The sequence below is a fragment of the Micromonospora sp. II genome (genome assembly GCF_001709195.1).
Classification (GTDB): Bacteria; Actinomycetota; Actinomycetes; order Mycobacteriales; family Micromonosporaceae; genus Micromonospora; species Micromonospora chalcea.
Genome location: NZ_LYXF01000078.1, coordinates 25,562 through 48,209, shown reverse-complemented (window position 1 = coordinate 48,209; position 22,648 = coordinate 25,562). Strand labels below are relative to the sequence as shown.

Below are 22,648 nucleotides of genomic sequence, written 5' to 3'. Positions count from 1 at the left end.
CTGCGCGCGCCCGCCGGTTGACCGCCGCTCAGCCGAGCGAGGCGATGGCGCTGTCGGACAGGGCGTCCAGCAGCGCGGCCGGGTCGTCGTACACCGCGACCGCGCCCGCGCCGGCCAGCTCCGCGCGGCCGGTGCCGCCGCAGGTCAGCCCGATGCAGGGGATGTCGAGCTTGCCGGCGGCGGCGACGTCCCAGACCGAGTCGCCGACGAACACCACCCGCTCGGCGGCCAGCCCCGACTGCTCCAGCGCGGCGACCAGGATGTCCGGCGCCGGCTTGCTCTCCCGCGCGTCGGCCGACGAGGTGACCGAGTCGATCACGTCGTCGGCGTCCAGCGCGGCCCGTAGCGCGGTCACCTCGTGTTCGGCGGCCGAGGTCGCGAGCACCACCCGCAGCCCGCGCTCCGCGCAGGCGCGCAGCAGCTCCCGCGCCCCGGGCAGTGGCGTGAGGCGCTCCCAGTACTCGCCGTAGAGCGCGTCGTGCGCGTCGCGCAGCCGGCCGTCGGCGTCCCGGTCGCGCTCCGCGCCGAGCAGGTGGTCGAGGAGCTTGTCCGAGCCCATGCCGATGGACCTGTGGATCCGCGCCATCGGCACCCGGTGGTCGGCCTGGCGCAGCGCCTCCCACCAGCTCACCGTGTGCAGGTACGTGGTGTCGACCAGGGTGCCGTCCACGTCGAAGAGGACACCGCGGCGCTTGTCGTCGGTCATGTCCGGCTCCTACCCGGCCGGGGCGTCGCCGACGCGCGGTCCGTCCGCCGGGATGAGGATCTCGAACCACACAGTCGATCCGCGTACGGTCGGGTCGGTCCCCCAGGCGTCGCTCAGCTCCTCGATCAGGCCGAGCCCACGGCCCCGGCTGCTGAGCGTGTCGGTCTGGGCGCGGGTCACCTGACCCCGGGTGCCCGAGTCGGCCACCGACACCAGCAGCCGCTCCGCGGACAGGTCGACCTCGACCCGGGCGGCGGTGCCGGCGTGCAGCAGCGCGTTCGTGGTCAGCTCGCTCGTGCACAGCACCGCCGCGCCGATCACCGCCTCGGGCACCTGCCACTCGGTGAGCTGCGCGGTCATCCAGTGCCGGACCCGGCTCGGCGCGGTCGGCTCGGCCGGCACCTCCATGCTCGCCGACCGGCTCGGCCGGACCGCGTACTCCACCGCGAGCACCGCCACGTCGTCCTCGGTGGCGCCCGGCACCGCGGCGGTCGCGACAGCGCACAGCGCGCGCGGGTCCCCGCCGGCCGCTCCGGTCACCGCCGCGCCCAGCCCCGCCATTCCGGCGGCCACGTCCTGCCAGCGGCGCTCCACCACGCCGTCGCTGTAGAGCAGCAGGGTGTCACCGGGGCGGAACGGCACGGTGGCGGTACGCGCCCGCCCGCCCAGGCCCAGCGGAGGAGCGGGCGGCACGTCGACGAACTCGGCCACCGCCGCGTCGGGTCCGGCGCGCCGGATCAGCGGCGCGGGATGTCCGGCGCTGGCCAGCGTGACCAGTTCCCGGTCCGCGTCGATCACGCCGAACACCACTGTGACGAACAGCTCCTGGGTGCCGCCCTCGACGCCGAGGCTGGCGACCAGCCGGTCCAGGCCGTCGAGCACCGCGTCCGGGCGAGGGTCGACCAGGGCGAGCGCGCGCAGCGCGGCGCGCACCTGGCCCATCCGGGCGGCGGCCTGCACGTCGTGCCCCGCCACGTCGCCCAGCACCACCCCGAGCGCGCCGGTGGGCAGCAGGAACGCGTCGTAGAAGTCGCCGCCGGCGGCGTTGCCGTCCACGCCCGGGTCGTACCGGGCGGCGATACGCAGCCGGGGCAGGTCCGGCAGCCGCTCCGGCAGCATGCTGCGTTGCAGCATCTGGGCGGTGCCGTGCTGGGTCTCGAAGCGGCGGGCCCGCTCGGCGGCCTGGCCGACCAGCTCCGCCGACGCGGCGAGCAGCGCCCGTTCCGCGGGGGACCACGGACGCGGCTCCCGGTAACCGATGGTGAGCGAGCCACGGACCACCCTCGTGCGCAGCGGCAGCGCCGCCAGCGCGCGGATCTTCTCGTCGTGCCGGTCCGCCGCGACGCCGCGCAGCGGCTGGCCGTCGGCGGTGAACGAGGCCACGCCGCTGCGCGCGGACACCACCGCCGGCAGCGCCGACTCGGCGGACATCCGCCGCCACAGCGGGGGCAGCCGCTCGTCGGCCTCGTCGAGCAGTTCGCCGCGGATGCGGCGGACCAACCGCCAGGCGCTGCCCTCGTCCACCGCGAACGACACCCGGTCCGCGTCGAAGGAGTGCAGGCAGTAGCGCAGCGTCACCCGGGCCACGTCGTCCAGGGTGAGCGTGCCGGACAGCGCCGCCGCGAAGTCGCTCAGGCTCTGCAACTGCTGGGTCAGCTGGGTGGTCTGCGCCGAGACGGTGAGCACGCCGACGATCCGGCCGGTGGAGTCGCGTACCGCGCAGTGCCCGCGGGTGAACACGGCCGGCTCGGCCGGACCCTGCCGGTCGGCGGGCAGCACCGCCTCCCGCTGCAGGAACGGTTCACCGTGCCGGTAGACGCGCTCCAGCGCCTCGCCGGCGCCGGGATCACGCCACACCTCGGCGAACGCCTCGGCCGCCGGCCGGCCCAGCGCGTGCGGGTGCCGGTCGCCGATCAGCTCGGCGTACCCGTCGTTGTAGAAGACGACGAGGTCGTCGCCGAGGAGCAGCGCCATCGGCACCGGGGAGGCGAGCACCACGTCCATCACGGCGCGTACCGCCGGATCCCAGCCCTGCGGTGCGCCCAGCGGCGTGCCGGCCCACGGATGACCGGTCTGCGCGGGCGGCCCGTGGACGACGGGATCGGCGGGCGCTCCCGGTGCGGGGGCGGGCGGTGTGGGAACCCGACCGACGGTGCCTGGCATGACCGCAGCCTAACCGGAGCGTGGCGGGCTGGTTCCGATCATGCGTTCGTGGCGGGTCCCGGCTTCCGGCGGCGCGGACGTTCGGGCAGGTCACGGCCGGTTCGATCACCCATGTCGGGAAATTGGCCCGGTCCGGCTCGGAGTGCTGCCCAGGTCACCGGGTATGCGGGCGGCGCAGTTCACGCGACAGGAGGGACATCATGCCGAAAACCCTCGCGGTCGGGCAGGTCGACATCGGTGCGGCCTGGACCGACTTCTGGAGGTCGGTGCTGCTCTTCGTACCGCGGGCGATCGCGTTCATCGCGATTCTCGTCGTGGGTTGGCTCATCGCTAGAGCCGTACTCAAAATCGTGGACGCGGCACTGGAACGGGTCGGGTTCGACCGCGCCGTGGAACGGGGCGGTATCAAACGGGCCCTGGAACGCACCAAGTACGACGCCAGCGACATCCTGGCCAAACTGGCCTACTACGCGGTCCTGCTGTTCACCCTGCAGTTCGCCTTCGGGGTGTGGGGGCCGAACGCGATCAGCGACCTGATCCGCGGGGTGGTGTCCTGGCTGCCGAGAGCCTTCGTGGCGATCGTGATCGTGGTGATCGCCGCCGCCATCGCCAACGCCGTCCGGGACCTGGTCTCCGGCGCGCTCGGCGGGCTCTCGTACGGCCGGGTGCTGGCCGACGTGACAGCGATCTTCATCCTGGCGCTCGGCATCATCGCCGCGCTGAACCAGGTGGGTATCGCCACCACGGTGACCACACCGGTGCTCGTGGCCTTCCTCGCCACCGTGGCCGGCATCCTGATCGTCGGTGTCGGTGGTGGTCTGGTCAAGCCGATGCAGGACCGCTGGGACGGCTGGCTGCACCGGGCCGCCGAGGAGTCCCGGGCGATCCGGCAGCAGCGGCAGGCGCAGCAGGCCGGCCGGGGCGACTACGAACGCAAGATGGCCGACCGGGGCGGGCAGCCGACGCCGGCCGCGCCGCAGTCGTCGATGTCGGGCGCGGGTACGTACCGCTCCGGCGAGATGGGCGACGAGACGCAGCAGTTCCGCCGGCCGGGAGGCTGACGGCAACGGGTGACGGGGTGTCCGCGGGATGGTGGCGGGCGCCCCGAAACCGTGTCCGGGTCCGGCCGGCTGCCGGTCAGGCCAGGTGACGCGGGTCGAGTCCGCGGGCCAGCAGGCAGACCGCCAGCAGGCGGGTGAGCACCCAGTCCGGCGCGGACCAGTCCATCGGCTCGGCCGGCGGCGCCCAGCCGTGCTCCGCCGCGGCGTCGCGCAGCCCCTCGGCGTATCCGGCGAGCGCCGCCACGGTGAGCGGGTGGCGGTCGCCGCCGAGGCTGTCGCGTACCCCCGCGGCGTGCTGGTCGACCTCGGCGAGCAGCCCGGGGTTCGCGTGGGCCGCGGCGAGGCCGGCGGTGCCGACGGCGGCGGTCAGCGTGGTGAGGGTCGACCGCGCGGCCACTGCCGCGGAGCGGGTCGCGACCCGGTTGTTCGGCACGCGCATGGTGTCCGAGGCTATCGCCGCCCGGTGCGGGCCGACCTCGGCCGACCGGCGGATTGCGGGGTCGTCCGGGGGAGCGGCCACGTCGTCCGCGGGGATTGAGTCGCCCGTGCGGGGGCAGAAGTCCGGCACGAGGACCACGCAGCAGCCCCACGGAGGGACATCATGGGACACCAGGCCGACGGACCGGACCGGGCGCACCGCCGCCCGGACGGGGTGAGCGACGCCACGGTCGAGGCGCTGGGCAAGCTCAGCGAGGCCCTGGAGTGCGTCGAGCGGGCACGCGGGCACCTCTACGAGCTGCACCAGCTGATCGGCCACGCCGACCTGATGCTCGACGACGCCGTGGAGATGTTCCGCCGCGCCGGGCACCCGGGCCTGGCCGAGCGGATCGACCGGGAGCTGCTCGGGCGCAACGTCATCGCCGGGCGGTGGACGTTCCAGATCGTCGAGGACTTCGACGACGGGTACTACGCGCTCTTCCGGGAGCTGGACCGGCAGGCCCGCGACGAGCTGGTCGAGGGTCGGCGGCACCTCTACGAGGCCGAGATGAAGGAACGCCGCCGCAGCCGGGGGATGCCGGGGCACGAGGCGCGCCCCGGCACACGCTGACTCAGTCGGAGGAGCGGGCGTCGGCCGGACGGCGGCGCGCGCCGTCGTCGGCGATGATCACGGTCGCGACCATCAGCGCCACCACCAGGCTGAACAGCCAGGAGCTGTCCTCGGTGAACCGGGCGGAGACCGGAGCCTGGATCGCGGCGAGCAGGAAGCCCAGCCAGGCGAGCTTGCGCTGACGGTTGGAGAGGAAACCGGAGCCCTGTTGCATTCCGAAAGTCTTGCGCGCGACAGGGGGAGTGCCGTCAGCCGTTCGGCCGATTCTGGATGGGCTGTCCGTTTTCCTGGCTGTCCGTACCGCACTTTTTGTCGTATCGGCCGAGCATGAATCCGGCGGCCACGGGCATCGGCGCGGGTGCCCGCAGCCGTCCGGGGATCACATGCTGTCCGGGCCGGTCCGCCCGATCGTCGACGGCCGGTAGGCCCGGTCCGCATCGGTCATCTCGCGCCGCTCGGCCTCCGGGCCGGCGCCCCGGTCCACCGCCTCCGGGCCGTGCCCGAACGCGGCCTCCTCGCCGGCGTCGTTGGCGGTGACGTCGTCGCCCTGGCCGTCCGTGGCCGACCGGGCGATGGCCTGGTCCAGCTCGTGCAGGGGAGTGCGGTCCTCGTCGCGCCACACGTGGCGGTCGTTGTCGGTCATTCCCCTGCGGTACCCGGACCGGATGATCGCAAACGGCCGGGCACGGCGACAGCCGCGGTCCCGGCTCGTTTCGATCCCGATGCCCGGTGGCCCGGAACGCTTCCCGGGCCACCGGGCATCGGCGATGGCGCTACTTGGCGCCGGTGAGGGCCACCAGGGCGTTGGCGGTGCGGAAGTACGGGTTGCGGCCGAGGTCGCCGACGGTGGTGATGTTGAAGGCGTCCTTGAGCAGCTTGGCGTCGCCGTCGCTGACCCCGGCGAGGGCGGACACCGGGGCGTCGACGATCTCGGTAAGGGTCTTGTCCTGGTAGGCCTTGTCGACCAGCTTGGTGAGGTCGGCGGTGACGGGCATGCACACTCCTTCGACTTCCGGTCGGGCAATCCGACCGGTTGCGGACAAACCTGACGGAATTAGATCATGAAGCGGTACCAGAGATCCACTGTGGATCCCCGGGCTCACTCCTCCTCGTCGCCGCCCTCGTCGTCGCCGAAGGAGTCGAACACCTCGTCGGCGAGCATCCCGCCGGCGAAGCCGAGCGCGGCGCCGCCGACCACGCCCGCGGCGACGGCACCCATGCCCGGGCCGCCGTGCCGCTCGTGGTGCTCCTCCTTGTGGTGGCCGTACGCGGCGTGCCCGTAGCCGGGCGCGCCGTAGGCGGGCTGCCCGTAGCCGTGGCCGGCGTGCATGCTCTGGTAGCCGTCGAGGGCCTGGCGGACCCACGCGTCGACCTGAGCGGCCCAGTCGACCTGGTCGGCGTCGGTGTGCGCGACGTGGTAGCGGCCGAAGGAGTCATGGCCGCCGGAGAACAGGCCACCGCGCTTGTCGAACTCCAGCACCACGTCGACGCCGTACTCGTTCGCGACGAAGGTCAGCTCGACCTCGTTGACGGCGTGGGCGTACTGCGGGGCGGCGTAGTACTCGATCTCCTGGTAGAACGGCAGGCTCTGGCGCAGGCCCGAGATGTGCCCGCGTTCCAGGTCGGCGCCCTTGAACTGGAATCCGAGCCGGCCGAAGCCCTCCAGGATGCGTTCCTGCACCGGCAGCGGGTGCACGTACACCGGGTCGAGGTCGCCCTTGTCCACGGCGCCGCGGATCGCCACCTCGGTGCGCAGTCCCATCGTCATGCCGTGCAGGCGCTGCCCGTACAGGTCGGTCACCGGCGTCTCCCACGGCACGGCCACCTGGAACGGCAGCGACATCTGCTGCCCCTCGGACAGGCGCAGACCGCCGGCGACCTGGACCCGGTGGAACTCCACGAGGGCGTCGTACTCCTGCTCGGCGCCCTCCATCTCCACCCGGGTGACCAGCCCGACGGTGATGTGGTCGATCTCCACGTCGTGGCTGCCGCCGGTCAGGTTCACCTGCCCGCCCAGCATCAGCCCCGGGCGGGTACTCGGATTGGCCAGGACCGTGTCGACAGCGGGGCCGCCCACCCCGAACGCGCCCAGCATCCTCTTGAACACCACGAACATCTCCCTTGACGGCCACCGGACGTGCGGCACCCGGGATCCGGGGAGAGATTCACCTGGAACCCTTGTGCCGCAACGAGATCAACGGCGTCCATAATGGATCACGCCGCGCCGGGAGACTACCAACGCCACCTGAGAGGTAGCTGAAAGCATTCGCTTCGTCACTGTGGGCCATTGGCCGGCGTGGGGCGCCGGAACAGCCGCAGCAGGCGGGCCGCGACCTCGCCGTCGCCCCGGACGACGACGTCGGCGGCATGCAACGGCACGCCACCGAAGATGAGCGAGCGGAAGGTCCCGGCGCCGGCCCGGATCACCAGGTCGGGATCGGCGGCGTCGGCGCGTACCACGTCGACGCGTCCGTCCTCGACGGTGACGAGCAGGCTGTCGCCGTCGAGAAGAAGCTGACACCGTACGGCGAAGTCGCGCGCCGCGGCCGGGTCGAAGGTGGTCTTCATGGCGAGGGCCAGCGCGTCGACGCTCAGCTGCGCCGACGAGGTCAGCGGACCCCGGCTGCCCCACCTGGCCAGCCCCAGCAGGGCGGGTTCGAGGTCCCGCCCCCATTCGGTCAGCTCGTACGCCCGGACGCCCGCCGGTGGCCCGAGACGCCGCCGGCGCACCACTCCCGCCTCCTCCAACTCGGCGAGCCGGGCGGTGAGCATGCTCTGACTGGCGCCGGGCAGGCCGCGCCGCAGGTCGGTGAAGCGCTTCGGTCCGAGCAGCAACTCACGGACGATCAGCAACGCCCATCTGTCGCCGACCAGGTTGAGCGCCCGGGCCAGACCGCAGGGATCGTCGTATGCGCGCGCCATCCGCTGATGGTATCGCTACAGCACTCTCTGGTGCTAAATTCGCACCGTGACGACGTGCATCCTGATCCCGGGAGCCGGCGGCGACGCCTGGTACTGGCACCGCCTGGTTCCCCTGCTGGAGCAGCGCGGCCACGAGGCGATCGCCGTCGACCTGCCGGCCGCGGACGACAGCGCGGGACTGCCGGAGTACGCGGACACAGTGGTCGAGGCGGCCGGTGACCGCGGGGACCTGGTGGTGGTGGCCCAGTCGATGGGCGGCCTGACCGCGCCACTGGTCTGCAGTCGGCTGCCGGTCTCGCGGTTGGTCCTGGTCAACGCGATGATCCCGGCGCCCGGTGAGACCGGCGGCGACTGGTGGACCAACACCGGGCAGGACCAGGCCCGCCGGGAGTGCGACAGGCGCGAGGGCCGCTCTCCCGACGGGCCGTTCGATCCGCTGGTGTACTTCTTCCACGACGTGCCGCAGGACATCACCGACCAGGCCATGGCGGGTGGGTCACCGCAGTCGGGCACGCCGTTCGCGCAGCCCTGGCCGCTTGATGCGTGGCCCGACGTGCCGACCGAGGTCCTGAGCGGCGGCGCGGACAGGTTCTTCCCGGCCGAGTTCCAGACCCGGGTGGCCCAGCAGCGGCTCGGCGTCACGCCCGAGCGCCTGCCCGGCGGGCATCTGCTGGCCCTCAGCCGGCCCGAGGCGCTGGCTGCCGCGTTGGACCGCTGAGGGCGGGGGAGGTTGCCTCAGGGGATGGGCCGGTCGACCGCACCGCGCCAGGCGCCCGTCTCCTGACCGCGTCGCTCGATGAACTGCTTGAACCGCTCCAGGTCGCCCTTGGCGCGCCGGTCGACCACGCCGAGCTTGTCGCCGGCCTGCTCGACCGCGCCGTGCGGCTCGAACTCCATCTGCAGCGTGACCCGGGTGTGGCCCTCGTCGAGGCGGTGGAAGGTCACCACGCCCGCCTGCTGGGTGCCCCCGGTGGAGCGCCAGGCCACCCGCTCGTCCGGCAGCTGCTCGGTGATCTCGGCGTCGAACTCGCGCTTCACGCCCGCGATCTCGACGGTCCAGTGGGTCATCGTGTCGGAGAGCTGCCGCACCTCCTGCACGCCGTCCATGAAGTGGGGGAACTCCTCGAACTGGGTCCACTGGTCGTACGCGGTCCGGATCGGGACGTCCACGTCCACGTGCTCGGTAACGCCACTCATGTCGGGGTTCCTCCTGTTCCGCCGGTGTGTGTCTCGTACGGGCCGTGGGCCGGCCCGCTCACCAGCGCGTCGTCTCGTTCCTGTGCCCGAGTGCGGCCCACACCTCGGAGATCGTCTGGTAGTGGGCGTCCGCGGGCAGGGTCTCCAGGGCGGCGACGATGTCCGTCGGCGCCTCGTTCTCCCGCGCGTTCGCCAGCAGCGCCTCCCGGTCGCCGGGCAGGGCGGTCATCGTGATGAACCGCCCCAGACGGCTGCGCGCCTCGACGTCCTCGGAGCTCATGCCCTGCGGCGTGCCGCTGCGCAGCTCCCCGGCCGGCGCCGTGGTGGCCTCCGGCTGGTCCTCGCCGGCGGGCTCCGGGATCCGGAACTCCTCGGCCCGCGAACCGCCGGTGCCGGCGCTCTGGACGAGACCGCTGACCTCGCTGCTCATCTGGTCGTCGACCCTGGGCGAGTGCTTGCTGCTGCCACGTTCCATGCCTTGGGAGATGCCCCGGGGGACCGCCGGTAAACCGGCGCCGGCCGGGAGAGCCGGTCATCCGGGCGGCAACCGGTCGGCCGGCCGCTGCCCGTCCGCCTTCTCGTCGTCGGCCGGGGCGCGCGGCGGCAGCACCGGGTCGTCCGGCTCCTCGACCCCGGCCTGCATCGCCCGCCCGCGCTGCAGCTCGGCGTTGACCTGCACGCCGAGCATCAACGCGCAGTTGGACAGGTAGAGCCACACCAGGAACGCGATGACCGCGCCGAGACTGCCGTAGGTGACGTCGTACGAGCCGAAGTTGGCCACGTACAGGCCGAAGCCGAAGGACGCGAGCACCCAGGCCACGAGCGCCAGCGCGCCGCCCGGGGTGAGCCAGCGGAACCGCGGCTGCTGCACGTTCGGCGCGATCCAGAACAGCAGCGACAGCAGCGTCATGGCGACCACGGCGAGCAGCGGCCACTTCGCCACCGACCACGTGGTGCGGGCCACCGCGCCGGCGTGCAGCAGGTCACCCACCGCGTCGGTGACCGGGCCGCTGACGATCAACCCGGTGGCCACCACCGCGAGCAGCACGATCGTCACCGCGGCCATGCCGATCTGCAACGGGCGCAGGCGGTAGAACGGCCGGCCCTCCCGCACCCCGTAGATCGCGTTGGAGGCGCGGGTGAACGCGCCGATGAACCCGGACGCGGACCAGAGCGCGCCGAGCAGACCGAAGCTGAGCAGCACCTTCGCCGAGCCCTGCTGCTCGACCACGTTGCGTACCACACCCACGAACGCGTCGTTGCCGACCACCGAGCCGGCGCCGATCTCCCCGGCCAGGTCGATCACGGTGTCGACGGTGCGCGGGCCGTCGGAGACCAGGCCGACCAGCGCCACCACCACGATCGTGGACGGGAACAGCGCCAGCACCCCGTAGTAGGTGAGCGCCGCCGCCCAGTCGGCGCAGTTGTCGGTGACGAAACCCTTGCCGCTGCGCACCAGCACGCCGCGCCAGGTACGCCAGTTGAGCTGGCGGATCCGGCGGGGGAGACGGGACCGCGTCCGGCCGCCGACCGTCTGTGGTGTCGTCACGGTCATGTCCGCCTCCTCCAGGCTCCGCCACCGGGCGTGGCGGGGCGGTACCCCCGGGGGGAAATCGACAAACCGGGGCGCCGGTTTGCCCGCCGGACGGGAGGGAACCACACCAGGCAGCCGATCGAGACTCCAGGAGGAGGACGAGATGCCCGGGCGCGAGGTACTGCCCAGCACGCTGCGGCGCTCCCCGGCGAAGGCGCAGCGGACCTGGGAGAAGACGCACGACTCGGCGGTCGAGACGTACGGCGAGGGGGAGCGGGCGCACCGCACCGCCTTCGCCGCGGTCAAGCACGAGTTCGAGAAGGTGGGCGACCACTGGGAGCCCAAGGGCCGCAAGGGGCCCAGCGACGAGCAGGCCGAAGGCGGCGGCCCGGCCCGGCGCGCGCCGACGGCCGGCGGGGTGGACGCGAACGCCAGCAAGGACCACCTCATGGAGGTGGCGAAGAAACTGGACGTGCGCGGCCGGTCCCGGATGACCAAGCCGGAACTGGTCAAGGCGATCGAGAAGGCCAACAACAACGCGACCCGCAAGGCCCGCGGGGGTCGCTGACCCCTGGGGGTACGCGTCGAGCCCGGGACCGCCTCGGTCCCGGGCTCGTGTCGTGCCGTCTCACCAGTGGCCGCCGCCCGGCGCCTGAAGGTGCACCGCCTTGACGGTGCTGAACTCGTCCAGCAGTTCCGGGCCGTACCCGAAGCCCTGACCGCTGCCCCGGCGCGGCTGGGCCGCGCCCCCCGGTGCCCCGCCGAACACCGAATTGATCTTCACGGTGCCGACCGGCAGTTCCCGCCAGGCGCGCTGGGCGTGGCTCATCGAGCCGGTCAGCACGGTGGCGGCCAGGCCGTACGGGGAGTCGGCCGCGCAGCGCAGCCCCTCGCTGAACGAGTCGACCACCACCACCGCGGCGACCGGCCCGAACGTCTCCTCGCGGACCAGCGCCATGTCGTGCCGGCACCCCTCGACCACTGTCGCCGGGTAGAACGCGCCCGGCCCCTCCGGCAGCACACCGCCGGCGCGTACCCGGGCGCCGTCGGCGAGCGCGGCCGTCACCTGCCCGTGTACGTGGTCCCGGTGCCGCCGGTCCACCAGCGGGCCGAGCTGCGTTTCCGGGTCACGGCCGGGGCCCACGGTGAGCGCCTCGGCGCGCGCCACGAGCGCGTCCAGGAAGCCCTCGGCGACGTCCCGGTGCACGTAGACGCGTTCCACCGCCACGCAGATCTGACCGGCGTTGGCGAAGCACCCGAGCGCCGCCTGCTCGGCCGCCCAGACCGGGTCGACGTCCGCGTCCACCACCAGCGGGTCGCTGCCGCCGTTCTCCAGCAGCACCTTCGCGCCGGTACGGGCGCCCGCGGCGGCGATTGCCCGGCCGGTCGCAGTGGAACCGACGTGGGCGATGACGTCGACGTCCTGCCCGGACAGCGCGGCCCCCACCTCGCCGCCGCCGCTGAGCAGCGACAGCACCCCGGCCGGCAACGCCGAGTCCAGCGCGCGGGCGAGCAGCCAGCCGGTGGCCGGGGTGCGCTCGCTCGGCTTGTGGACCACCACGTTGCCGGTGACCAGGGCCGCGCCGAGCAGGCCGCAGGACACCGCCACCGGGTCGTTCCACGGGGTGATCGCGGCGACCACGCCGCGTGGCTCGGGGGCCATGAAGTCCAGCGCGTCGTGCGCGCCGTGCAGCGTCCGGCCGCCCCGGACCGGCGCCAGTTCGGCGTACTGTCGCAGCGTGCCGATGCCCGCCGCCACCCCGCCCCGCGCGTCCTCCAGGGGCTTGCCCATCTCCGCGGTGGTCGCCTCGGCCAGCTCTCCGGCCGCCGCCTCGACCGCGTCCGCGGCCCGGTGCAGCGCCGCGGCCCGCTCCGCGGTCGGGGTCGCGGCCCATTCCGCCGCCACGCCCCGGGCCGCCTCCACCGCCTTGGCCACCTCGTCGGCGGTCGCCACCGGCGTCCGGGTCACCGGCGACCCGTCCGCCGGATCGTGGACGACAAGCTCGCCGCCCTCGCCGCCGGCACCCCACACTCCACCTATGAGCTGCGCAACCGTGTACATGCGGCCCTGCTTGCCCCGGCCTGGGCTGGGCAAACGCGTTTCGCCCGGTGACCGGCCGGGTAGGCGGATCCGATGACCTCGACCGCCGACGCCGTCGTCATCGGAGCCGGGCACAACGGGCTGGTGGCCGCGAACCTGCTGGTGGACGCCGGCTGGGACGTCACCGTCCTGGAGGCCACCGAGGCGCCCGGTGGGGCCGTCCGCTCCGCGTACGTGACAGCGCCCGGTTACCTCAGCGACCTCTACAGCTCCTTCTACCCGCTCGGGTACGCATCTCCGGTCCTGGACGGGCTGAGCCTGGAACGGCACGGCCTGTCCTGGACGCACGCCCCGGACGTGCTGGCGCACCTGCTTCCGGACGGCCGGGCCGCCGTGGTCAACCGCGACCTGGACACCACAGCGGCCTCGCTGGAGGCGTTCGCGCCCGGCGACGGGGAGCGCTGGCGGCACGCGTACGCCGACTGGCGCCAGGTGGCCGAGCCGATGCTGCAGACCATTACCACCCCGTTCCCGCCGGTACGCGGCGGGCTGGGCCTGCTGCGGCAACTCCGGGTCGGCGGCGCGCTCCGCCTGGCCCGCCGCCTCCTGCTGCCCGTCCGCAAGCTCGGCGCGGAACTGTTTGAGGGCGAGGGCGGCACGGTCCTGCTGGCCGGCTGCGCCCTGCACACCGACCTGTCCCCGGAGGACGCCGGCTCCGGCGTGTACGGCTGGCTGCTCGCCATGCTCGGCCAGCAGGTGGGCTGGCCGGTGCCGGTCGGCGGCGCCCAGCGGATCACCGACGCGCTGGTGGCCCGGCTGGTCGAGCGGGGCGGGCGGATCGAGTACGGCGCCCGGGTCGAGCGGGTGCTCACCGCCCGGGGCCGCGCGATGGGCGTCCGTACCGCCGGGGGAACCGCCTGGCGGGCCCGCCGCGCGGTGCTCGCCGACGTGCCCGCGCCGGCGCTCTTCCTCGACCTGGTCGGCGCCGCGGCGCTGCCGCCCCGGATGGTCGAGGACCTGGCGCACTTCAAGTGGGACGGCTCCACGCTCAAGGTCGACTGGGCGCTGTCCGCGCCGGTGCCGTGGAAGAACCGGGAACTGGCCGGCGCCGGCACCGTGCACCTGGGCGCGGACCTCGACGGGCTCACCACGTACGCGGCCGAACTGGCCCGCGGAGAACTGCCCCGGGACCCGTTCCTGCTGGTCGGGCAGATGTCGGTGGCCGACCCGAGCCACTCGCCGCCGGGCACCGAGTCGCTCTGGTCCTACACACACCTGCCGTTTCGCCGGGACTGGCGGGCCGAGGACGTCGCGGGGCACGTGGAGCGGATGGAGGGGGTTCTCGAGGCGGCGGCGCCCGGCTTCCGGGCGTCGATCGTCGGGCGGCACGTGGCCGGCCCGGCCGACCTGGAGGCCGCCGAGCCGAGCCTGGTGGGCGGCGCGCTCGGCGGTGGCACTGCCGCCGCGTACCAGCAGTTGTTCCTGCGGCCGATCCCCGGCCTGGGCCGCGCCGACACCCCGGTGGACCGGCTCTACCTGGCCAGCGCCTCCGCCCACCCCGGCGGCGGTGTGCACGGCGCGCCGGGGGCGAACGCGGCGCGGGCCGCGCTGGCCCGCGACCGGGCCGTCACCGGCGCGGTGTACGCCCGCACGATCGCCGCCGCCCACCGCGCCGTCTACCGCTGACCGCGTCTGCGCGGCACCACCCTCGCCGCTGCCGTCCTCCGCGCCCTCGCGGGAGTGGGGTCCGGCCCGCGTCAGCGCACCCGCTGCGGCTGACCTCCGCCGACGTCCGCTCGCCCTGGCTGACCTCCGGTCGCACCCATTGCGGCTGACCGCCCGACCCCGCCAACCGCAGGACGCCTGGCACCGGAAGCTCGCCCACCGACAGACGGAGTACCGCTTCCAGCCCTCGTCTCGCCAAGTGAAATCAGCAACCCGCATCCCGGGAACTGGTGTAGATCTTGGTACGAAATGGCCCTCATGGGGGCCCTTTCGTACCAAGATCTGCGGGCCGCGCCTGGCGTGGCCGCGGTCTCGTGCCCGCTGACGTACTGACTGCGGTTGGTGCCTGATCGTCGCGCGGGTGTGTCACGGGAGTGTTCGGCCAGCCCGCTCCTCGCCAGCCGCCACGCCGCACGCCCACGTCCCGCGTGATCTTGCAGTTGGCGCCCGAGGGGTGCCGGTTTTGCCAGGCTTTGCCGGGCACCAAACTGCAAGATCGCGCCTGTGGCGGGGTGGCGGGGTGGCGGGGTGGAGCGGTGAGGCATGCGGGGTTGGTTACGCAGCGTGCTTGATTGCGCCTGGGGTGGGGCCGTGGCGCCGGGAGAGCGCCCCAGGTCAACGCGGTGCTGCGCCGGTGGCGGCAGAGCAAAGGCGCGGGGTGCGGGACATGACGGGGCGAGCGCGCCCTCACGCGCCGTGACAGCGGCGTGAGGGCGCGTTGCGGGCGCGCGGCAGGGCAGGGCGGATCAGGAGTCGAGGTTGCGGTGCCGGCTGCGCAGCTTGAACGGCATCAACGCGCTCTCGATCTTGGTGGCGGTGGTCATCTTCGAGTCGCCGTCGCGGCGCTCCTCGAAGCGGATCGGCACCTCCAGGATGGTGTGGCCCAGCTTGGTGGCGAGGTAGTGCATCTCCACCTGGAAGCTGTAGCCGTTCGACTGGACCCGGTCCAGCCCGATCGCGCGCAGCGCCTCGGCCTGCCAGATCTTGAAGCCGGCGGTCAGGTCACGGATGCGCACGCGCAGCAGCGTGTGCACGTACAGGTTGGCCCAGCCGCTGAGCGCGCGCCGGTACAGCGGCCAGTTCTCGTCCAGCTCACCGCCGGGCACGTACCGCGAGCCGATGACCACCGAAGCCTGCGTGGACAGCAGCGCGCCGAGCATGCCGGGCAGCGCCTCCGGCGGGTGCGACAGGTCGGCGTCCATCTGGGCGACGAAGTCCGCGCCGTCGTCGAGCGCCCGGCCGATGCCGTCCACGTACGCCCGGCCGAGACCCTCCTTGCCCGGGCGGTGCACCACCGTCACCCGGTCCGGGTGCTCGATGGCCAGCTTGTCGGCGACCTCACCGGTGCCGTCCGGGGAGTTGTCGTCCGCGACCAGCACCTTCAGCCCCGGCAGAGGCAGCGCGAGCAGGCGCTCGACCAGCACCGGGAGGTTGCCCGCCTCGTTGTAGGTCGGAACGACGACGGTCAGGCGCGCATCCCCCCACGGGGAGGGTAACTGCACGGGTTCGATCATCACGGACATCCTCGGTCAGCGGACAGGTTCATCTGAGAGGGTATCCAGTGGGCCGTGCGGCGGCCGCACAGACGCCCCGCCGAGGGATCGATCCCGCTCCGGCTTCTGCCGGGTCGCGATGTCGGACAGCCGGGCCAGCGTCTCCCGGTTGCGAAGATGCAGCACCAGGTCGTTGAGCTTGGTCCGGACCCACCGCAGCGGCCCGGCGGCGAAGTCCTCGCCGATGGTCACCCGGGTCCGGCCGTCCTCCAGCGGTTCCAGAGCGAACGCCACTGTCGCCTCGCCGGCCGGCCACAACCCGGCGCGCAGCACGAGCCGGTGCGGCGCCTGGCACTCCAGCACGGTGGACTTGTCCTGCAGCGAGAACGGCCAGGGCCCGGCCCGGTGGTGCAGGTTGCTGCCGACCCGGGGCCACGTGTCGTCCACGTCCCGCACGTGCACGGTGCCCACCACCCAGTCGCTGTACGTCCACCCGTCCGCGAGCACCTCGAAGACCTGCTCCGGAGGCGCGTCGATCACTTTCTCCACAACCGCCATCACCAACCGGTACCCCGCCCCGGGCCGCCGCTAACGGCGATGCGGGTTAGCTTCTCGGGGGCGGCGGGTATCGCCGGACCGGAACGGTCGTGGCAACGTGTGCGCCGGCACCGGCGGGGCGCGCCTGGCGCCGACGTCGACGTTTACTCCTCGGGGGCTCGGGAACCCGCCGCCCGTGCGACGGGACCAGGAGCGGGATCAGTGCAGGTCAGCCCGGGTTGACCCGGGTGCTGACCGGTTCCCGTCCGGCCTCTACGACGCGGTGCTGCTGGACCGGGACGGCACGCTGATCGAGGACGTGCCGTACAACGGCGACCCGGAGAAGGTACGGCCGGTGCCGGGCGCCCGGGAGGCGCTGGACCGGTTGCGGGCGGCCGGGTTGCGGCTCGCCGTGGTGACGAACCAGTCCGGCCTGGCCCGCGGCTGCTTCACCGCGGACGAGCTGAGGCTGGTCAACGCCCGGGTGGAGGAACTGCTCGGGCCCTTCGACCACTGGGCGATCTGCCCGCACGCGGAAGCCGACGGGTGCGCCTGCCGCAAGCCGGCGCCCGGGCTCGTACACGAGGCAGCCCGCGCGCTCGGCACCACGCCGACCCGGTGCGTGCTGATCGGCGACATCGGCGCGGACACGGCCGCCGCCGCGGCGGCCGGCGCTGCCACGATCATGGTGCCCACGCCGGCCACCCGGGCCGCCGAGGTGGCCGCCGCGCCGACCGTCGCCGCCGACCTGCCGGACGCGGTGAGCACAGTGCTGGCCCGGATGCGCCTCACTGCCGCGCCGCAACGCGCGGGCCGTAACCGCCGGGGCACGGTCCTCGTGGTCCGCAGCGACGCCGCCGGTGACGTGCTGGTGACCGGTCCCGGCATCCGCGCGGTGGCGGCCGGCGCGCAGCGGGTGGTGCTGCTGTGCGGGCCACGCGGCCGGGCGGCGGCCGAACTGCTGCCCGGCGTGGACGAGATCATCGAAGCGCCGCTGCCGTGGATCGACGCGCCCGCCCCACCCGTCGACCCGGGCGACATGCGCGCGCTCACCGACCGGCTCGCGGCCGTACGCGCCGACGAAGCCGTCGTCTTCACCTCCTTCCACCAGTCCGCGCTGCCGCTGGCGCTGCTGCTGCGCCTGGCCGGGGTGCCCCGGATCAGCGCGATCAGCGACGACTACCCGGGCAGCCTGCTCGACGTGCGCCACCGCGTCCCGGCCGGCGTACCCGAACCGGAACGTGCCCTGTCCCTCGCCGCCGCCGCCGGATTCGCGCTGCCCGGCCACGACGAACCCGCCCTGCGCATCCGCTCCGACCGGCTTCCGCCGCCCGCGGCCGAGGCCGGGGCGCCCGGCTACGTGGTGCTGCATCCCGGGTCCTCGGTGGAGACCCGCGCCTGCCCGGAGGAACTGGCCACGCGAGTGGTCCGGGTGCTCGGCGCGGCCGGTCACCGGGTGGTGGTCACCGGCGGGCCGGACGAGCGGGAGCTGACCGCCCGGGTCGCGGCGGCGGGCGGCGTCGACCTCGGCGGGCGTACCGGGCTGGCGGAGCTGGCCGCTGTGGTCGCCGGCGCCGGCGCGCTGGTGGTCGGCAACACCGGCCCCGCGCACCTGGCCGCCGCGCTCGGCGTGCCGGTGGTGAGCCTGTTCGCGCCCACTGTGCCGTTCGGGCAGTGGGGGCCCTACCGGGTGCCGACAGTGCGCCTCGGCGACGCGGCGGCGCCCTGCCGGGACACCCGCGCCACCGTCTGCCCGGTCCCCGGGCACCCGTGCCTGTCGGCGGTCGAGCCGGGCCGGGTGCTGGAGGCGTTGCGGCTGCTCGGCGTGCCGGCGCCGGTGGCGGACGGGGTGGTCGGATGAACATCCTGCTGTGGCACGTCCACGGGTCGTGGACGACGTCCTTCGTGCACGGCAAGCACCGCTACCTGGTGCCGGTGACGCCGGACCGGGGCCCGTACGGGCTGGGCCGGGCGCGCACCTACCCGTGGCCGGACAGCGCGGTCGAGGTCACGCCGGAAGACCTGCGCGGCGCCGACGTGGACCTGGTGATCCTGCAGCGCCCGGAGGAACTCGACCTGGCCGCCGAGTGGCTCGGCCGCCGCCCCGGACGCGACGTCCCGGCGATCTACGTCGAGCACAACACGCCGAAAGGCGACGTGCCGAACACCCGCCATCCCATGGCCGACCGCGACGACCTGCTGCTCACCCACGTCACCGCGTTCAACGAGCTGTTCTGGGACAACGGCGGCACCCGCACCACGGTGGTCGACCACGGCGTCGTACCGCCCGCCGTCGAGTGGACCGGCGAACTCGACCGCCTCGCCGTGGTCATCAACGAGCCGGTACGCCGCTGGCGCGTCACCGGCACCGACCTGCTCGCCCGGTTCGCCGCGCTCGCCCCGCTCGACGTCTACGGCATGAAGGTGGCCGGTCTCGCCGCTCACCTCGGACTGCCCGAGGACCGGCTGACCAGCCACGACGACGTACCCCAGCACGCCATGCACGCCGAACTCGCCAAACGGCGCGCCTACCTGCACCTGTGCCGCTGGACCTCACTGGGCCTCAGCCTCGTCGAGGCCATGACCATGGGCATGCCGGTGGTGGCGCTGGCCACCACCGAAGCGGTGGAAGCCGTCCCGCCGGAGGCGGGCGCGCTGTCCACCCGGGTCGACACGCTCGTCGAGGCCGCCCGTGGCCTGCTGGACGACAGGGAGTCCGCCCGCCGGGCGGGCGCCGCGGCGCGGGCCGCCGCCCGGGGCCGCTACGGCCTGGAGCGTTTCCTCGCCGACTGGGACCGGCTGCTGGAGGAGGAAGTATGCGCATCGCGATGATCTCGGAGCACGCCAGCCCGCTCGCCGTCCTCGGCGGGGAGGACGCCGGTGGCCAGAACACGCATGTCGCGGAGCTCTCCGCCGCGCTCGCGGCCGCCGGTCACGACGTACGGGTCTACACCCGGCTCGACGCGGTGGACCTGCCGGTGAGCGTGCGGGCCCCGGACGGGTACGAGGTGGTGCACGTACCGGCCGGGCCGGCCGAGCCGGTGGCCAAGGACGACCTGCTGCCGTACATGCCGGCGTTCGGCAACTGGCTGGCCGACCGGTGGCGCACCGGCGACTGGCAGCCCGAGGTGGTGCACGCGCACTTCTGGATGAGCGGGCTGGCCGGGCTCGCCGCGGCCCGCCGCGCGGGCGTGCCGGTGGTGCAGACCTACCACGCGCTCGGCACCGTCAAGCGCCGCCACCAGGGCGCGCAGGACACCAGCCCGCCGGGCCGGGTCGAGCACGAGCGGAAGCTGGGCCGCTCGGTGGACCGGGTGGTCGCCCAGTGCCAGGACGAGGTCGCCGAGCTGGTCCGGATGGGTGTGCCCCGCTCCCGGATGACAGTCGTGCCGTCGGGGGTGAACCTGTCCACGTTCGCCCCGCTCGGCCCGGTCGCCGACCGTGACGGCGGCCGGGCCCGCATCCTCACCGTCGGCCGGCTGGTCGAGCGCAAGGGCTTCCAGGACGTCATCCGGGCCGTCGCCGAGGTGCCGGACGCCGAGTGCGTGGTGGTCGGCGGCCCGCCGGCCGGACTGCTGGAGACCGACCCGTACGCGCTGCGCCTGCGGACGCTGGCCCGCTCGCTCGGCGTCGCCGACCGGGTGCGGCTGGTCGGCGCGGTCCCCCGGGAGGAGATGGGCCGCTGGTACCGGTCCGCCGACGTGCTCGTCGCCGCACCCTGGTACGAGCCGTTCGGGCTCACCCCGCTGGAGGCGATGGCGTGCGGCGTGCCGGTGGTCGGCACCGCGGTCGGCGGGCTCATCGACACGGTGGTGCCCGGCCGCACCGGCGACCTGGTGCCGGCCCGCGATCCGGCGGCGCTCGGCGCGGCGATCCGGGGCCTGCTCGGTGACCGGATCCGCCGGTTCGCCTACGCCACCGCGGCGCTGGAGCGGGCGCGCACCCGCTACTCGTGGGCCACCACCGCCGACCGCCTCACCGAGTTGTACGGCGAGGTGGCCAGCGTCGGCCGTCCCACCCGGGTGGTCGCCTGATGACGGCGACCCCGCCGGCCGCCGGCGGCACGCTGCTGGAGGACCATCTGGCGCTGCTGGCCGCCGCGCTGCTGCCGCTGCGGGAGTCGGAGCGGATGCTGGCCCGCTGGGGTGAGGAACTGGCGCAGCGGCTCGCCGCCGGCGGGAGGCTGCTGGTGGCCGGCAACGGCGGCAGCGCCGCCGAAGCCCAGCACCTCACCGCCGAACTCGTCGGCAAACTCCGCCACGACCGCCAACCCCTGTCCGCCATCGCCCTCCACGCCGAAACCAGCGCCCTCACCGCCATCGCCAACGACTACGGCTACGACGAAACCTTCGCCCGACAGGTACGCGCCCACGGCCGACCCCACGACATCCTCCTGCTTCTCACCACCAGCGGCACCAGCACCAACCTCCTCACCGCCGCCCACGCCGCCCACCAGACCGGCCTGCGCACCTGGGCCTTCACCGGCCCCGCGCCCAACCCCCTCGCCGACCTCTGCCACGAGCACCTGGCGATCGACTCGCCGGACGGGCAGGTGGTGCAGGAGCTGCATCTGGTGGCCTCGCACGTGCTCTGCGAGTACGTCGAACGGGCGCTGCCGGCGGCGCTCGCCGCCCCGGCGCCGGCCGAACCGGTGCGTACCGGCGTCGAGGTGGTGCTCGGCGACCCGGACCCGGCGGCGCCCGCCGGACCGGGAGGCCGGGCATGAGGGGGCCGGTGGTGGTGCTCGGGGACACGCTGCTGGACCGCGACGTCGAGGGTCTGGTGAACCGGCTCTGCCCGGACTCCCCGGTGCCGGTGCTGGACGAGACCTCCTCCGTCGACCGTCCCGGCGGCGCCGGCCTGGCCGCGGTGTTCGCGGCCGCCCAGGGCGCCGAGGTCGCGCTGGTCACAGCGGTCGCCGACGACGCCGGCGGGGCCCGGCTCGGCACGCTGCTCGCCGCCGCGGGGGTGCGGTTGTACGCGCTGCCGCTGGCCGGCGCCACCCCGGAGAAGGTCCGGCTGCGGGTACGCGGCCGGGTGCTGCTGCGCCACGACCGGGGCGGCGCGGCCGGTGTGCCCGGTCAGCCCAGCGACGCCGTGCTGCGGCTGATCGCCGACGCGTCCGCCGTGCTGGTGAGCGACTACGGCCGGGGCGTGGCCGGGCATCCCGCGCTGCGCGCCGCGCTGGCCGCCACCCGGGCGCCGGTGGTCTGGGACCCGCATCCGCGCGGACCGGCCGCCGTACCCGGGGTGCACCTGGCGACTCCGAACGAGCCGGAGGCCCGCGACCTGGCCAAGACGCCGCCGGGCGGGTCCCGCCTCGCGGCCGCGTCCCGCAGCGCGCAGGCGCTGCGCCGGCGCTGGCAGGCGCGCGCGGTCGCGGTGACGCTCGGCGGGGACGGCGCGTTGCTCTGTCACGCCGGATCCACGCCCCTGGTGGTGCCGGCGCCACCGGCCGAGGGGGACACCTGCGGGGCGGGGGACCGCTTCGCGTCCACCGCGACGCTCGCGCTGGCCCGTGGGGCGCTGGTCTCCGAGGCGGTGCAGGAGGCGGTCGCGCAGGCGTCCGCGTACGTGGCCGGGGGTGGCGTGGCCGCCGCGCTGCCGGCCCCGGTACGGGCGGTGGCCCCGGCGGTGGTCACCGGCGGCGGCGACCGGGTCGGCGCCGGGGCGGCCGGTGAGGTGGTGGCCCGGGTACGCGCGGCCGGCGGCACCGTGGTCGCCACCGGCGGCTGCTTCGACCTGCTGCACGCCGGGCACGTGGCGACGCTCCAGGCGGCCCGGCAACTCGGCGACTGCCTGGTGGTCTGCCTCAACTCCGACGCCAGTGTGGCCGGGCTCAAGGGACCGGAGCGCCCGGTCGTGCCGCAGGGCGACCGGGGCCGGCTGCTCGCCGCGCTCGGCTGCGTCGACGCGGTGCTGATCTTCGACGAGCCGACCCCGGAGGCGGCGCTGTCCTGGCTGCGTCCGGACATCTGGGTCAAGGGCGGCGACTACGCCAGCGGCGGCGGCGCCGAGACGTTGCCCGAGTCGGAGATCCTGGCCCGCTGGGGCGGGCACACGGTGGTGGTGCCGTACCTCGACGGGCGCTCGACCACCGACATGATCGCTGCCGCGCGGGCGGGACGGGGCAGCGGCGGATGGCCGGCCCCGACGCTCGACCCGGCGGAGGCCGTCGCGCAGACGGTGGTCCGGTCCACGGCGAAGGGAGCACGATGAAC

24 protein-coding genes are annotated in these 22,648 nt (G+C 74.3%); 10 read left to right on the top strand and 14 right to left on the bottom strand.

Features of this window, described 5'->3' with window-relative positions:
- Window positions 1–28: 28 nt before the first annotated feature.
- Together A8711_RS28670 and A8711_RS28665 are read right to left on the bottom strand one after the other, a co-directional pair.
- Entirely contained in the window at window positions 29–706 is a 678-nt protein-coding gene (locus A8711_RS28670) for an HAD family hydrolase (protein ID WP_043325039.1), read from the bottom strand.
- A gap of 9 nt (window positions 707–715) precedes the next feature.
- A complete protein-coding gene (locus tag A8711_RS28665; RefSeq protein WP_069089906.1) occupies window positions 716–2,869 on the bottom strand; it encodes a SpoIIE family protein phosphatase in 2,154 nt (717 codons plus the stop codon).
- 200 nt (window positions 2,870–3,069) lie between these two features.
- Here A8711_RS28665 and A8711_RS28660 point away from each other — a divergent pair, with 200 nt between their 5' ends.
- Window positions 3,070–3,930: a hypothetical protein gene (locus A8711_RS28660; protein WP_043325037.1), complete on the top strand. Its 861-nt coding sequence runs from the start codon at window positions 3,070–3,072 to the stop codon at window positions 3,928–3,930.
- A gap of 76 nt (window positions 3,931–4,006) precedes the next feature.
- Here A8711_RS28660 and A8711_RS28655 read toward each other — a convergent pair whose 3' ends face one another.
- Window positions 4,007–4,369, bottom strand: coding sequence for a DUF6401 family natural product biosynthesis protein (locus tag A8711_RS28655; RefSeq protein ID WP_069090027.1), 363 nt, complete (start codon window positions 4,367–4,369; stop codon window positions 4,007–4,009).
- Between the two features lie 162 nt (window positions 4,370–4,531).
- Here A8711_RS28655 and A8711_RS28650 point away from each other — a divergent pair, with 162 nt between their 5' ends.
- Entirely contained in the window at window positions 4,532–4,978 is a 447-nt protein-coding gene (locus A8711_RS28650; RefSeq protein ID WP_069089905.1) for a hypothetical protein, read from the top strand.
- Between the two features lies 1 nt (window position 4,979).
- Here the strand turns inward: A8711_RS28650 and A8711_RS28645 are convergent, their stop codons facing one another.
- From A8711_RS28645 to A8711_RS28625, 5 genes are all read right to left on the bottom strand, one after another.
- Window positions 4,980–5,192 (bottom strand): hypothetical protein, encoded by a 213-nt coding sequence (locus A8711_RS28645; protein WP_030499856.1) that lies wholly within the window; start codon window positions 5,190–5,192, stop codon window positions 4,980–4,982.
- Between the two features lie 165 nt (window positions 5,193–5,357).
- Window positions 5,358–5,621, bottom strand: coding sequence for a hypothetical protein (locus A8711_RS28640; protein ID WP_030270328.1), 264 nt, complete (start codon window positions 5,619–5,621; stop codon window positions 5,358–5,360).
- Between the two features lie 130 nt (window positions 5,622–5,751).
- Entirely contained in the window at window positions 5,752–5,973 is a 222-nt protein-coding gene (locus tag A8711_RS28635) for a hypothetical protein (protein WP_018788305.1), read from the bottom strand.
- A 104-nt stretch (window positions 5,974–6,077) separates the two neighbouring features.
- Window positions 6,078–7,088 carry a sporulation protein gene (locus tag A8711_RS28630; RefSeq protein WP_069090026.1) on the bottom strand — a complete coding sequence of 337 codons (1,011 nt, stop codon included), beginning with the start codon at window positions 7,086–7,088 and terminating at the stop codon, window positions 6,078–6,080.
- A gap of 164 nt (window positions 7,089–7,252) precedes the next feature.
- Window positions 7,253–7,900 carry a helix-turn-helix domain-containing protein gene (locus A8711_RS28625; RefSeq protein ID WP_176722906.1) on the bottom strand — a complete coding sequence of 216 codons (648 nt, stop codon included), beginning with the start codon at window positions 7,898–7,900 and terminating at the stop codon, window positions 7,253–7,255.
- A gap of 46 nt (window positions 7,901–7,946) precedes the next feature.
- Between A8711_RS28625 and A8711_RS28620 the strand changes: the two genes are divergently transcribed.
- Window positions 7,947–8,618 (top strand): alpha/beta fold hydrolase, encoded by a 672-nt coding sequence (locus A8711_RS28620; protein ID WP_069089904.1) that lies wholly within the window; start codon window positions 7,947–7,949, stop codon window positions 8,616–8,618.
- A 17-nt stretch (window positions 8,619–8,635) separates the two neighbouring features.
- Here A8711_RS28620 and A8711_RS28615 read toward each other — a convergent pair whose 3' ends face one another.
- From A8711_RS28615 to A8711_RS28605, 3 genes are read right to left on the bottom strand one after another with little or no spacing between them, the layout of a single operon-like run.
- Window positions 8,636–9,097 carry an SRPBCC family protein gene (locus A8711_RS28615; protein ID WP_030499861.1) on the bottom strand — a complete coding sequence of 154 codons (462 nt, stop codon included), beginning with the start codon at window positions 9,095–9,097 and terminating at the stop codon, window positions 8,636–8,638.
- A gap of 58 nt (window positions 9,098–9,155) precedes the next feature.
- Entirely contained in the window at window positions 9,156–9,572 is a 417-nt protein-coding gene (locus A8711_RS28610) for a DUF2795 domain-containing protein (RefSeq protein WP_043325035.1), read from the bottom strand.
- A 57-nt stretch (window positions 9,573–9,629) separates the two neighbouring features.
- A complete protein-coding gene (locus tag A8711_RS28605; protein WP_064448758.1) occupies window positions 9,630–10,652 on the bottom strand; it encodes a YihY/virulence factor BrkB family protein in 1,023 nt (340 codons plus the stop codon).
- A 142-nt stretch (window positions 10,653–10,794) separates the two neighbouring features.
- Between A8711_RS28605 and A8711_RS28600 the strand changes: the two genes are divergently transcribed.
- Window positions 10,795–11,199, top strand: a complete 405-nt coding sequence (locus A8711_RS28600; protein WP_043325033.1) for a ChaB family protein — start codon at window positions 10,795–10,797, stop codon at window positions 11,197–11,199.
- Window positions 11,200–11,259: 60 nt separating this feature from the next.
- On the opposite strand, the gene A8711_RS28595 is transcribed toward A8711_RS28600, so the two are convergent.
- Window positions 11,260–12,693: an aldehyde dehydrogenase gene (locus A8711_RS28595; protein ID WP_069089903.1), complete on the bottom strand. Its 1,434-nt coding sequence runs from the start codon at window positions 12,691–12,693 to the stop codon at window positions 11,260–11,262.
- 72 nt (window positions 12,694–12,765) lie between these two features.
- Between A8711_RS28595 and A8711_RS28590 the strand changes: the two genes are divergently transcribed.
- The gene (locus A8711_RS28590) at window positions 12,766–14,358 is read left to right on the top strand and encodes an NAD(P)/FAD-dependent oxidoreductase (protein WP_069089902.1); all 1,593 of its coding nucleotides are present in this window, start codon (window positions 12,766–12,768) and stop codon (window positions 14,356–14,358) included.
- 785 nt (window positions 14,359–15,143) lie between these two features.
- Here the strand turns inward: A8711_RS28590 and A8711_RS28585 are convergent.
- Window positions 15,144–15,911 carry a polyprenol monophosphomannose synthase gene (locus A8711_RS28585; protein ID WP_043325031.1) on the bottom strand — a complete coding sequence of 256 codons (768 nt, stop codon included), beginning with the start codon at window positions 15,909–15,911 and terminating at the stop codon, window positions 15,144–15,146.
- A 15-nt stretch (window positions 15,912–15,926) separates the two neighbouring features.
- Complete coding sequence (locus tag A8711_RS28580; RefSeq protein ID WP_307189071.1) at window positions 15,927–16,448, bottom strand: SRPBCC family protein; 522 nt, start codon at window positions 16,446–16,448, stop codon at window positions 15,927–15,929.
- 175 nt (window positions 16,449–16,623) lie between these two features.
- Between A8711_RS28580 and A8711_RS28575 the strand changes: the two genes are divergently transcribed.
- From A8711_RS28575 to A8711_RS28555, 5 genes are read left to right on the top strand one after another with little or no spacing between them, the layout of a single operon-like run.
- Window positions 16,624–18,288 (top strand): HAD-IIIA family hydrolase, encoded by a 1,665-nt coding sequence (locus tag A8711_RS28575; RefSeq protein WP_069089901.1) that lies wholly within the window; start codon window positions 16,624–16,626, stop codon window positions 18,286–18,288.
- On the top strand, window positions 18,285–19,259 hold the full coding sequence (locus tag A8711_RS28570) for a glycosyltransferase (RefSeq protein ID WP_064448753.1): 975 nt from the start codon (window positions 18,285–18,287) through the stop codon (window positions 19,257–19,259). Before A8711_RS28575 ends, A8711_RS28570 begins: the two co-directional genes overlap by 4 nt.
- A complete protein-coding gene (locus tag A8711_RS28565) occupies window positions 19,244–20,461 on the top strand; it encodes a glycosyltransferase (RefSeq protein WP_043325028.1) in 1,218 nt (405 codons plus the stop codon). The genes A8711_RS28570 and A8711_RS28565 overlap by 16 nt, the downstream gene beginning before the upstream one ends.
- Entirely contained in the window at window positions 20,461–21,153 is a 693-nt protein-coding gene (locus A8711_RS28560; RefSeq protein WP_064448752.1) for an SIS domain-containing protein, read from the top strand. The genes A8711_RS28565 and A8711_RS28560 overlap by 1 nt, the downstream gene beginning before the upstream one ends.
- The gene (locus A8711_RS28555; protein ID WP_069089900.1) at window positions 21,150–22,646 is read left to right on the top strand and encodes a PfkB family carbohydrate kinase; all 1,497 of its coding nucleotides are present in this window, start codon (window positions 21,150–21,152) and stop codon (window positions 22,644–22,646) included. The genes A8711_RS28560 and A8711_RS28555 overlap by 4 nt, the downstream gene beginning before the upstream one ends.
- The last annotated feature ends 2 nt before the right edge of the window (window positions 22,647–22,648 follow it).